Genomic DNA, 10563 nt, shown 5'->3' with positions numbered 1-10563 from the left:
TTTCCTCGGTAGACGCGCTCTGCAGCATGTCGGCGAGCAGATGCGCGGTGACCCAGGCATCCGGGCCGGCGCGGTGCGGCGGCATGGCGAGCGCGGCGTCGAGCACCAGCCCGCGCCAGTAGCGCAGCACCTGGTTGGAATGCCGTGGCGCCTCCGGCCATACCCGCAGCGCCACCTTGTGGGTGCAGAGCCAGGGCAAGTGGCCGCAGGCGGCATCAGAAATGAAGCGGCGCTCGAATTCGCAATTATGCGCCACCAGCACGTCCGGCGCCGCGTCTTCGGTGATCACCGCCAGCAGCAATTCGTCGGTACAGGCCGGCGTGGCGTCGGAAAAATCCTGCTCGGTGATGTGATGCACCGCCATCGTCTCCGGCGAAATGCCGTGCAGCGGCCGGAACAGTTGCGCCCGCGGCGCCTCAATCCGGGTCACGCCATCCTCGACCACCACATCGACGCAGCCGATCTCGATGACTTCCGCGGGCGGCATCAGGCCGGTGGTTTCGATATCGATGACCCTGAATCGCACCCGTGGCATCTCCTCGCGCCGTGATCGCGCGCCCCTTATCGGTGATTCGTCGCGCTTGATAAACACGGCGCCCATGCCCGCGAGGCCCGGAAAGCGCGGGCGGCTTACGGCATAATGGTATAAAATGATCGAATAACGCCGCGGGAGGGTTGCATGACCGTATCCATGATCCAGCCGACGATCGACGCCAACAGCGTGCTCGCCGGCGCGCAATTCATCGATGCTTTCAGCATCACTGTGCCTGATACCGCGCTCGGTGCCCGCGCCGCCGCCGAGCGCATGTTCGGCCGTTCACCGCGCTGGGTCCGGCTGCTGATGAGGCTGCGCGACCTCATCGTGGCGCCGTTCGGGCTGACGAAATCGACCGCGGCGCGGCAGGCACCGGTCGACCGAATCGGCATGTTTCCAGTGATCAGCGCGACGCCGCGGCGGCTGATCGCCGGCTTCAACGACAACCACCTCGATTTCCGGGTGGTGGTCGATGTCGCCGCGGATGATGCCGGTACCCGCGTTACCACGACGACGGTGGTGCTGACGCACAACCTGTTGGGACGAACCTATCTTGCCGTCATCACGCCGTTTCATCGCCTGGTCGCGCGCACCATGCTGCGCCAGGTCGCCGGCTGACAGCGTCGCGGGAACCCGGACGGCCCCGGCCCGTTAGCGGGCATGAGCTTTTCCGAACTGAATCCATCGAGCGACGAATCCCGGGCCGCCCTCGCGCGCGCCTTCGATGCCGCCTGGCAGCCTTTCATCGCGCGCGAGGGCGAGGCCGCCGATACCGATGAAAATCGCCGCCGCCTCGCCTTGCGCATCGTCTCATTGGCCAAATCCGGCAAGACCGACGAGGACGCGCTGGGCGAAGAGGCCCTGATCTATCTACGCGTGCTGTCGGAGGCCGCCCGTCTCGGCCAGCGCCAACGGCAGCCCGCGCCGGCCGGTTCGATGGCGCGTGCCCACGACGAAGGCGGCCATTCGTTCGGCCCGGAAACGGTGACCGCCATGTCGGTGGCGCTGGATCGCTGCCTTGACGAATTGCCGCTGCAGATTCCGTCGGAAGCGTTGAAGACGCTCTCGACCAGCATTCTCGACGCCGCCTCACGCGGCGAGCGCGATCCGGAACGAATGCGCCTGCATGCGCTCGAGACGCTGAAGGCGCGGACCTAGTTTTCCGATGGCTCCGGTGCCTCGGGTTTCTCGCCCTTCACCACCGGTGCGGCATCCGCCCATTCCGAGACGCAGCGTTCCAGATCCTTCAAATTCAGCCGCATCTGCTCCAGCGAAAAACCCAGCGCGAAGAAGCGTTCGGCAACATCACCCGGCAGGCCGCGGGTCAGGCCAGCGCGGCGCAGCGCGGCAACCTCACCGGCATAGGCCTGCAACGCCACCTGCAGCGGCCAGATCGCCGGCGCGCCGGCGCCGCCGCGCAGCGCGACGGCCCTCGCGCGCAGATAGGCCGCCATCGCCTCGCTGACCCGCGCCAACGGCCCGGCCAGCCGCTTCTGCAATTCCGACGGCAGCGGCACCACGGTGGCGCGTCCGATGATCACCAGATCATGGCGCAGCCGCAGCACCGTGCGCAGCAGCGGCCCGGTGTCCGGCCCGTTCGACAGATGGGCGGCGCGCTCGCGCTCGGCTTCCGCGCCGAGGCCATTGAGGTTGACCAACGCCGCGCCGATGCCGTCCTGCAATTTATGCAGCGCGTCGTTGTCCCGGCCGCGGGTCAGCGCCGCCAGCAATTCGCCGAGCGCCGCCGCGATCAGGTCGAGCGCATTCGCCGCGCTGGCGCGAATCTGGCTGTGCGCGCGCGACGGCAGCACCAGGAACGACACCAGCAGCCCGATCACCGCGCCGACCGTCACTTCGAGCACCCGGTCGATGGCCGACTCCAGCGGCGTACCGTGATTCATCAGCGGCAGCAGCAGCACGATGATCGCGGTCACCGTCGCGACATTGAGGCTGGGATTGATCGCGGCGATGAAGGCCAGGGGCGCCACCGCCAGCACCAGCACCGCCAGCAGCGCGCCTTCGCCGGAATGCGGGATCAGGATCGCGACCGCGCCGCCATAGATGGCGCCGCCAATGGTGCCGACCAGGTAATCCCGCGTGGCCTTGAGCGATCGGCCAACGCTCATCTGGGTGACGATGATCGAGGTCAGCACCGCCCATAGCGGCAGCTTGAGACCGAGCGCCGTCGCCGTCGCCAGCGCGCTCATCGCAGCCACGGTGACGCGCACGCCGAGCCCGAGTTCGACCTTGCGGGACCAGACCATCAAGGCCAGCCGCTTCAGCAATGCTCTCATTCGCCCCTGTCCAGATCAGTCCCGGGAGGCGCTTCGGCATGGCTGCTGCCCGCGTCGCCCTGCCGCTTGAAACGCCGATTCAGCCCGCTTACGCTGTTTATACAAAAGTGAGGAAACACAATGGCTGACGAAACTGCAACGCTTGCCGCCTATGTCGTGAATCTGAAATTCGACGACATTCCGCAAGAGGTGCTGGAGCGCGCCAAGGTGCTGACGCTGGACTACCTCGGCAGCACCATCCGGGCGCGCCGCGACTCCGAATCCACCCCCGCGCTGTTGAAAATGCTGGAGGCGCTGTCGCTCGACGGCGCCGGCGAAGCCACGGTATTCGGCGACAGTCGGACCTGGACACCGGCGATTGCCGCGCTGCTCAATGGCGCGCTCGGCCATTCGCTCGATTTTGACGATACCCATGCCGATTCCTCGCTGCATCCCAGCGCCCCGGTGGTGCCCGCGGCCTTCGCCGTCGGCGAGATGGTCGGGGCCTCCGGCAAGCAGGTGCTGACCGCGATCGTGGCCGGCTATGAAGTTTGCTGCCGGCTCGGCAATGCGCTGGATCCGACCTCGCATTATGCCCGCGGCTTTCATCCCACCGCCACCGCCGGCACCTTTGGCGCCGCGGCCGCGGCCGGCAAGCTGTTCGGCCTGTCGCAGGCGCAGCTGATCTCGGCCTTCGGTGTATCCGGCAGCCAGGCCGCCGGCTCGCTGCAATTCCTGGTCAACGGCGCCTGGAACAAGCGCTACCAGGTCGGCGCCTCCGCGATGAACGGCGTGATCGCCGCCACACTGGCGCGCAATGATTTTCTCGGCGCCACGGAATCGGTCGAGGGCAAGCATGGCCTGCTGGTCGGCTACAGCGACAATGCGCATCCGGAAATGGCCGTGGCCGGCCTCGGCTCCGTCTACGAGACCATGAAGATCGGCGTCAAACCCTATCCGAGCTGCCGCTATACCCATGCCGCGCTGGATGCGCTGATCGCGATGCGCCGCGAGCACAATCTGACGCCGGACCAGGTCAAGCGGGTCGAGATCGGCCTGCACCGCAACGGCATCACCCTGACCGGCGACGCCGCCACCAAGCGGCACCCGTCCTCGATCGTCGGCGGGCAGTTCTCGATGTTCTTCACCGGCGCGCTGGCGCTGGAGCAGGGCAGCTTTGGCTGGGACGACTATGCAAAACTCGGCGACAGCGCGATCAACACCCTGGCCGATCGTTTCGACGTGGTGCAGGACGAGCGCCTCGAGGGAAAACGCCATCCGTTCGGCGCCCGCGTCAGCATCACCACCACCGACGACAGCCTGCACGAGCGGATCTATGCCGATCCGTCCGGCGAGCCGTCCTCGTTCCCCGACGCCCAGGCGATGGCGCAGAAATTCCTGCAACTGGCGCGCCCGGTGCTGAATGGCGGCGCCGAAAAATTCGCCGACGCCATTCTCTCGCTGGAGCGTTTTGACAGAGTGGCGACCGCGACCGCGCTGGGGCGCTGACGACCGATCATGCGCCGTCGATAATGATGAAGTCGGCGTCGGCGTATTTCTGCCGGATCGCTTTCGCCGATTGATATTCCGGGCTGCGATAGCACGCGGTCGCGGTGGCGCGATCGGCGAATTCAACCACCACATTGCGATCCCGCGCGGTGCCTTCCATCGCCTCGAAGGCACCGCCCCGCACAATGAAACGCGCGCCGAACTTCTCGAAAGCCGGCTTCGCCGCGGCGAGGTAATCGGGATAGTTCGCTTCATCACGGACCGATACGCGGACGATCCAGTAGGCCTTCGACATCATTACTCTCCAGTTGGGTTTTGGTTGACGCGGCGTAACGCTTTGATGGCGGATAGCCGCCTTGATACCGGAGCGCGCCAGTCCGATATCGCGCAATTCATGGTCGCTCATGGCGTGCAGCGCCGCCGATGCCTGCTGCCGCTCATGGAGGCGCCGCCAGGTGGCACGCACCACGGCAGCCGCACCGCCGACCATCGCGCGGATCATTTGCCCGCGTTCCGCATGAATTTGGCGGATGATGGACCGCCGCAGCAAGTCCCACTGCCGCGGCGTCAGGTGGCGCGCATCATGCGCATGCGGCCGGGATTCACGATCGATCATGTCTCCCCTATTCTGCCTGCCGCTGTCCCCGGTAACGATGCTTTACCCGGCACGGGGCATCCTTTAAAATGAATAATCGAGATCGTGACGATCTCTGGGAGAGATGCATGGACCTTTCCGAACTGCGCATTTTCCGCGCCGTCGTCAGCGAGGGCGGCGTGACGCGCGCGGCGGAGCGGCTGCACCGCGTGCAGTCCAACGTGACGACGCGGGTGCGCCAGCTCGAGGAAGATCTCGGCACCGCGCTGTTCGTGCGCGAGGGCAAGCGGCTGCATCTGACGCCGGCGGGGCAAACGTTGCTCGGCTATGCCGACCGGCTGCTGGCGCTGGCCGACGAAGCGCGCGACGCGGTGCGGGACCCGCGGCCACGCGGCGTGTTTCGCCTCGGCGCCATGGAGAGCACCGCGGCGGTGCGGCTGCCGGGGCCGCTCAACGAGTTTCACAAGCGCTACCCCGACGTGCAACTTGAAATGCGGATCGGCAATCCGCAAACGCTGGCGAAGGGCATTCTCGCCGGAGAGCTCGACGCTGCCTTCGTTGCCGAGCCGATCGCCGCGGCGCCGTTCGACCGCGTGCATGCCTTCGATGAGGAGCCGGTGATCGTGTCGGCTGCGGACCATCCGCCGATCGGGCGGAAGGGCCGCGCGCCGCGCGCCGTACTGGTGTTCGAGAACGGCTGCCCGCACCGCAAGCGGCTGGAAGACTGGTATGCAAAGCGCGGCGAGATGCCCGAACGCACGATCGAGCTCGGCTCCTATCACGCCATGCTCGGCTGCGTCGTCGCCGGCATGGGCATCGCGCTGCTGCCGGAAAGCGTGCTGTCGACCTTTCCGGAGGGCAAGCGGCTGACCGTGCATCGGCTGCCGCGGGGCGAGAACCACGCGGCGACCTCGCTGATCTGGCGCAAGGGCGCCGCTGCGCCGAACGTCCAGGCGCTGCGACGCGTGCTGCTGGACGGGCGCGCCGCGGCAAAACGCAAGGCTTAGGGCGCGCGTCAGTCTTCGCTTGTGGCGGCGATCACCTCGGCGACCAGCCGGGAGACGCCTTCGATGTCGCCGCGATCGCCGGAGATGCCGAAGCGGACGATCACCAGGCGTTGCGACGGCAGCACGACGACATACTGGCCAAAGGTGCCGCTGGCGTAGAACGAGTCAGCGGACCAGCCGCGGCTTCTGCGGAACGTCGCGCCAAAACTGGCCCCGCGGTTGGTCCAGAAGCCGGCGCCGATTCCGACCCAGACGCCCGCTGTCGGCGTTACCGATCTTTCGACCCAGCCAGCCGGCAGGACGCGTTTGCCGCCGACCACACCGTCATCGAGATAGAACTGGCCGAACCGCGCCCAGGCCCGCGCCGGCGCCAGCATCTGGCTGGAGCCTTCCGGCGTGCCGGTAGCGTCGAATTCGAGCGTGACCTTGCGCATGCCCAGCGGATCGAACAATTCGCTGCGCGCAAAGCGCAAGACCGCGGCGGCATCACCGCCGACGGCATCGCGGATCAACCGCGACAGGATGACGGTATTGCCATCATGGTAATTCCACGCGGTGCCGGGAGGCGTGTCGAGCGCCGCCGCTTCGGCAAAACCCGCCATGTCGGGTTCGATGTATTTCATCCGGTTGACCGGCGCGACCGTGCTGGCGAGCGAGGCGCTCAGTGAACTGCCCATGGCCAGTCCGCTGGTGTGCCGCAGCAGATGGTCGACGGTGATGCCGTGGCGGGGATCGGCGGAATCTTGCCATGCCGCGACGGGAGCTGGCAGATCGAGCGCGAGTTTGCCCTGGCGCACCAGAATGCCCGTCAGCGCGGACATCACCGATTTGGTGGCGGACCAGCCGAGCAGCGGCGTGTCGATCCCGACGCCTGGCGCGTAGCGTTCGGCGATGACGCGGCCGTCCTTGAGCACGACGATCGCCCGGGTGTGACGCGGCGGCTGCTCCGGCTCAGCGAAAGCGTGGTCGAGAGCCCGTTGCAGTTCCGGAGACCTGGCCTCGACCGGGGCGGGCCCGGCAATGTCCGGCAGCAACGGCCGTCGCGGATGTTCCGCCGGCAACGGCCAGGCTTCGGCGGCCGCATCGTCATGAACCATGCGGCAGCCGAAGCCGTCGCTGTAACGCGCGCGGGCGCGGCTGAGACCCAGCAGCGTGCCGGTGACCTCGCGGCGATCGCGGTCGATGCTGTAGCCGAGCGCCCAGCCGATCAATCCGACGCCGGGCATCGCAGCCATGGTCTCGGCAAAGGTCTGATCGGGATCGACGCCGGACACGAAGGTCGCCGAGCACAGCGTGTGGGCGACGAAGCCGGTACTGATGCGCGGGGCGTCCTGCGCGCGGGCAACAGCCCAGCTCAGCATGCCCAGCGCCGGGACGGCCGCAAGGATGAGGATATGTCGTCGTCGTATCATTGCCTGCTCCGGTCATCCGCAACATCGCGGTGCGCCGAAGCAGCCAGAGGTCAACGGCGCCGGCTCGCCGAATCTCGAACAGGGCTGGTGAAAACCCGCAAGTCGCTAGCCGATTTCGAAACTGTGCCGTGTTCGTAATGGGTTACGAGATGGCCGGGACGGCGCGGCGTCGATAATCGGTGGGCGTCAGCCCCGTCGCCGCCTTGAACGCGCGGTTGAACGGCCCCAGCGACTGGAAGCCGGCGTCCATGGCGATGGTGATGACCGGCACCGCGGCCTGGGACGCGTCGGCCAGCGCCGCCTTCGCCTCGGCGATGCGGTGGTCGTTGAGGAAGACGTTGAAGTTGCGATAGCCCAGTTGCTGATTGATCAGCCGTCGCAATCTATATTCCGGCACGGCGAGCCGCGTCGCCAGCGATCCGATCGTGACGCTCTCGTGGCGATAGATGCGATCCTCGGCCATCAGCCGGTTCAGCGCGGTGACCAGTCGTTGATCGGCGGTCGCCGTCGGGTCGCGACCTGCGCTGCTGCGCGCGGCCATGGCGGGCGGGCCTGGCTGCGCTGGCGCCGCGAACAGGCCGGCGTCAGCGACGCCCGTCAACGCCACCGTCAGGCCGATGGTGATGACTGCGAGCAGCACGGAGTTGGCGGTGGCGCCGATGTCGGATCCGGCACCGGACATCACGAGCTGCAGCATCGTGTTGATCGTGCCATAGGCGGTGGCCGCGGCCACGATCGCCAGCCGCAGCCGGCGACGGCCTTCGACCAGGTCGACCCGCCAGGAGGCGACCGCCCGCGCGACGGCGAGCGCGATGAAGCCCAGCGTCATGACATTCAGCGCGGCGCCGAGCACCTGCGCCGGCCCGGCGTGATCCGGCCCCAGCAGCAGACAATCGACCAGGCTGAGCGCGACCATCCCGGCCCATGGCAGGGCATGCCAGCGGCGCAGCGTGAAGCCGTCGTCGAACAGCGCGCGCGTGAACAACCACAGCACCACGACGTTGCCGGTGGATAATGCGATCAGCGGCGCGCGCCACGCAGCGACGGGGCCGGCCAGTCCCGCGCTGACGGCATGGGTGGCGGCGCCAAGCGCCAGCGCCGCCGCCAGCCGGCCGGTCACGCTGCGAACATCACGCAGCAGCAGCAGCGCCAGCACCAATAGCAGGGCGGCCGTCCCGGCCTTCAACGCAGCATGCAACGTCGCAACTTCCGTCATGGTCCAATCCTCGGGCGCGCAGCAATGTCCATTCGCGTGATCCGTCGTTTACCGATTTACAGGCGAACGAACCCGTGGCCTATTTGATAGCAATTAAAAGCCAACCGGAGGAGACCACCATGAAACGGATTTATGCGCTCGTGACCGCGTCAGCACTCGGCCTTGCTGCCCTGCACTATAGCAGCCCCTCTTCGAGCCAGTCCGAGGGCGGCTGGGTGACGCTGGTCGACAGCGGCAAGATGGGCGACTGGGACCGCGTCGGCGATGCCAACTGGGCGATGGCCGACGGCGCGCTGGGCGCCGACAAGCTATTCAAGGAAAAGGGCGACTATTCCTATCTGGTCAGCAAGGAGACCTATAAGGACTTCCAGATCCGGGCCGAATTCTGGGTCGATTCGGAGGCCAACAGTGGCATCTTCATCCGCTGCGACACCGCCAAGGTGATCGATGCCAAGGCCTGCTACGAGGTCAACATCTTCGACAAGCGGCCGGATCCCTCCTACGGCACCGGCGCCATTGTCGACGTCGCCAAGGTCGATCCGATGCCGAAGGCGGCCGGCAAGTGGAATACTTACGAGATCACCGCGCAGGGCTCGCATCTGGTGGTGACGCTGAACGGCGAGAAGACCGCGGACGTCAATGACGCCAAGCACGCCACCGGCCCATTCGCCCTGCAATACGGCTCCGGCGTGGTGAAATTCCGCAAGCTGCAGATCAAGGCGCTGTAGCCGCGGCGAAAGCCTCTCGGCCGTCATTGCGAGTTCGGCACCGCCTTTTGGCTGCCCTTGAGATATGAAAGGTCGGACTCGGGTCCCGGGCGCGGTGCGGCATTCTCAGGCGGTGCCCTTGCATCGCCGCCATGCCGCTCCGCGGAGCCGGGACCGTATCAGGCAACGACGCTTCTGGCGGTCCCGGCTCCGCGGCGCGTGACGCTTCCCGCGGAGGCGCATGGCGCCACGTCCGGGACACGGGGACTCCCCTTTTACGCCCCCCGCTTATTGCTGCTAGGATGGCCCCGGACTGACCTCCGGGAGATTTCATGAGCTGGCACCCCTCCAACGACCCGATTTCCGGCGACGCGCCGTCCTGCGACGCGCTGGAGCTGGTGATCGTGCCGCGCACCCGGGATCTCGGCGACGGTTTTCAGGTCCGTCGCGCGCTGCCGCACGGCAAGCGGCAGATGGTCGGCCCGTTCATCTTTTTCGATCATTTCGGCCCGATGCAATTCATCGCAGGCCACGGCATGGACGTCCGCCCGCATCCGCATATCGGCCTCGCCACCGTCACCTATCTGTTCGACGGCTCGATCATGCACCGCGACAGCGAGGGCAATGTCCGCGAGATCCAGCCCGGCGCCATGAATTTGATGACCGCCGGCCGCGGCATTTCCCATTCCGAACGCACCCCCGACGTCCAGCGCCGCGACGGCCAGAAGATGCTCGGCCTGCAGAGCTGGATCGCGCTGCCCAAGGGCTCCGAGGAGATCGCCCCCTCGTTCCAGCATTTTGGCGCCGAGACGCTGCCCACCATTTCCGACACCGGTTTTTCCGCGCGGATCATGGCCGGCAAGGCCTTTGGCGTCGCTTCGCCGGTATCGATGGTGTCGCCGTGGTTCTATGCCGAGGTGTCGGTCGATGCCGACACTTGCGTGCCGCTCGATCCCAACCACGAGGAACGCGCGATCTATGTGGTCGACGGCGAGATCGAAATCGCCGGTGAGCGTTATGAAGGGCCGCGGCTCTTGATTTTCCGGCCCGGCGACCGCATCACGGTGAAGGCCATCACGCCGATGCGGATGATGTTCCTCGGCGGCGACGCGCTGGAAGGCCCGCGCCATATCTGGTGGAATTTCGTCTCCTCCAGCAAGGAGCGGATCGAGCAGGCCAAACAAGACTGGAAAACCGGCCGTTTTGCCCATGTTCCCGAGGAACACGAGTTCATTCCGCTGCCGGAGTGAGCTATTGCTCGCGCTCGATTTTCCTGCCGCCCGCGCTTCCGCGCGAGCGCTTTCCTGAA

At 66.7% G+C, this 10563-nt stretch carries 11 protein-coding genes and 1 pseudogene; 6 read left to right on the top strand and 6 right to left on the bottom strand.

What is annotated here, in order from left to right; genetic code table 11:
• Window positions 1-526 (bottom strand): exonuclease domain-containing protein (locus tag Q0S16_RS24475; RefSeq protein WP_295854486.1); only part of this gene is annotated, 526 nt, incomplete at its 3' end.
• 153 nt (window positions 527-679) lie between these two features.
• Between Q0S16_RS24475 and Q0S16_RS24470 the strand changes: the two genes are divergently transcribed.
• A complete protein-coding gene (locus Q0S16_RS24470) occupies window positions 680-1153 on the top strand; it encodes a DUF2867 domain-containing protein (protein WP_295854484.1) in 474 nt (157 codons plus the stop codon).
• Window positions 1154-1195: 42 nt separating this feature from the next.
• Window positions 1196-1693 carry a hypothetical protein gene (locus tag Q0S16_RS24465; RefSeq protein ID WP_295854481.1) on the top strand — a complete coding sequence of 166 codons (498 nt, stop codon included), beginning with the start codon at window positions 1196-1198 and terminating at the stop codon, window positions 1691-1693.
• Here Q0S16_RS24465 and Q0S16_RS24460 read toward each other — a convergent pair.
• Window positions 1690-2829: an FUSC family protein gene (locus tag Q0S16_RS24460; RefSeq protein ID WP_295854479.1), complete on the bottom strand. Its 1140-nt coding sequence runs from the start codon at window positions 2827-2829 to the stop codon at window positions 1690-1692. The two genes, Q0S16_RS24465 and Q0S16_RS24460, sit on opposite strands and share 4 nt — an antisense overlap.
• Window positions 2830-2949: 120 nt before the next feature.
• Between Q0S16_RS24460 and Q0S16_RS24455 the strand changes: the two genes are divergently transcribed.
• Window positions 2950-4317 carry an MmgE/PrpD family protein gene (locus Q0S16_RS24455; protein WP_295854476.1) on the top strand — a complete coding sequence of 456 codons (1368 nt, stop codon included), beginning with the start codon at window positions 2950-2952 and terminating at the stop codon, window positions 4315-4317.
• A gap of 7 nt (window positions 4318-4324) precedes the next feature.
• Here the strand turns inward: Q0S16_RS24455 and Q0S16_RS24450 are convergent, their stop codons facing one another.
• Together Q0S16_RS24450 and Q0S16_RS24445 are read right to left on the bottom strand one after the other, a co-directional pair.
• The gene (locus Q0S16_RS24450) at window positions 4325-4612 is read right to left on the bottom strand and encodes a DUF1330 domain-containing protein (RefSeq protein WP_295854490.1); all 288 of its coding nucleotides are present in this window, start codon (window positions 4610-4612) and stop codon (window positions 4325-4327) included.
• A gap of 81 nt (window positions 4613-4693) precedes the next feature.
• Window positions 4694-4807, bottom strand: a pseudogene (locus Q0S16_RS24445) (DUF1127 domain-containing protein); the annotation flags it as partial.
• A gap of 233 nt (window positions 4808-5040) precedes the next feature.
• Between Q0S16_RS24445 and Q0S16_RS24440 the strand changes: the two are divergent.
• On the top strand, window positions 5041-5919 hold the full coding sequence (locus tag Q0S16_RS24440; protein ID WP_295854474.1) for a LysR family transcriptional regulator: 879 nt from the start codon (window positions 5041-5043) through the stop codon (window positions 5917-5919).
• Window positions 5920-5927: 8 nt separating this feature from the next.
• On the opposite strand, the gene Q0S16_RS24435 is transcribed toward Q0S16_RS24440, so the two are convergent.
• Window positions 5928-7331, bottom strand: coding sequence for a serine hydrolase (locus Q0S16_RS24435; RefSeq protein WP_295854472.1), 1404 nt, complete (start codon window positions 7329-7331; stop codon window positions 5928-5930).
• Window positions 7332-7473: 142 nt separating this feature from the next.
• Window positions 7474-8547 carry a helix-turn-helix domain-containing protein gene (locus Q0S16_RS24430; protein ID WP_295854469.1) on the bottom strand — a complete coding sequence of 358 codons (1074 nt, stop codon included), beginning with the start codon at window positions 8545-8547 and terminating at the stop codon, window positions 7474-7476.
• Window positions 8548-8666: 119 nt separating this feature from the next.
• On the opposite strand from Q0S16_RS24430, the gene Q0S16_RS24425 reads away from it, so the two are divergent.
• Entirely contained in the window at window positions 8667-9275 is a 609-nt protein-coding gene (locus tag Q0S16_RS24425; RefSeq protein ID WP_295854467.1) for a DUF1080 domain-containing protein, read from the top strand.
• A 311-nt stretch (window positions 9276-9586) separates the two neighbouring features.
• Window positions 9587-10504: a pirin family protein gene (locus tag Q0S16_RS24420; RefSeq protein WP_295854464.1), complete on the top strand. Its 918-nt coding sequence runs from the start codon at window positions 9587-9589 to the stop codon at window positions 10502-10504.
• Window positions 10505-10563: the final 59 nt, after the last annotated feature.

This window comes from Tardiphaga sp. (assembly GCF_025356345.1).
Lineage (GTDB): Bacteria > Pseudomonadota > Alphaproteobacteria > Rhizobiales > Xanthobacteraceae > Tardiphaga.
The sequence above is the reverse complement of the archived record's forward strand: the minus strand, read 5'-3'. Positions and strand labels throughout refer to the sequence as shown.

Excerpts from the sequence above, each read along its gene's own strand:
- Q0S16_RS24470 (WP_295854484.1), top strand. The coding sequence starts at position 680 with ATGACCGTATCCATGATCCAGCCGACGATCGACGCCAACAGCGTGCTC.
- Q0S16_RS24465 (WP_295854481.1), top strand. The coding sequence starts at position 1,196 with ATGAGCTTTTCCGAACTGAATCCATCGAGCGACGAATCCCGGGCCGCC.
- Q0S16_RS24460 (WP_295854479.1), bottom strand. The coding sequence starts at position 2,829 with ATGAGAGCATTGCTGAAGCGGCTGGCCTTGATGGTCTGGTCCCGCAAG.
- Q0S16_RS24455 (WP_295854476.1), top strand. The coding sequence starts at position 2,950 with ATGGCTGACGAAACTGCAACGCTTGCCGCCTATGTCGTGAATCTGAAA.
- Q0S16_RS24450 (WP_295854490.1), bottom strand. The coding sequence starts at position 4,612 with ATGTCGAAGGCCTACTGGATCGTCCGCGTATCGGTCCGTGATGAAGCG.
- Q0S16_RS24440 (WP_295854474.1), top strand. The coding sequence starts at position 5,041 with ATGGACCTTTCCGAACTGCGCATTTTCCGCGCCGTCGTCAGCGAGGGC.
- Q0S16_RS24435 (WP_295854472.1), bottom strand. The coding sequence starts at position 7,331 with ATGATACGACGACGACATATCCTCATCCTTGCGGCCGTCCCGGCGCTG.
- Q0S16_RS24430 (WP_295854469.1), bottom strand. The coding sequence starts at position 8,547 with ATGACGGAAGTTGCGACGTTGCATGCTGCGTTGAAGGCCGGGACGGCC.
- Q0S16_RS24425 (WP_295854467.1), top strand. The coding sequence starts at position 8,667 with ATGAAACGGATTTATGCGCTCGTGACCGCGTCAGCACTCGGCCTTGCT.
- Q0S16_RS24420 (WP_295854464.1), top strand. The coding sequence starts at position 9,587 with ATGAGCTGGCACCCCTCCAACGACCCGATTTCCGGCGACGCGCCGTCC.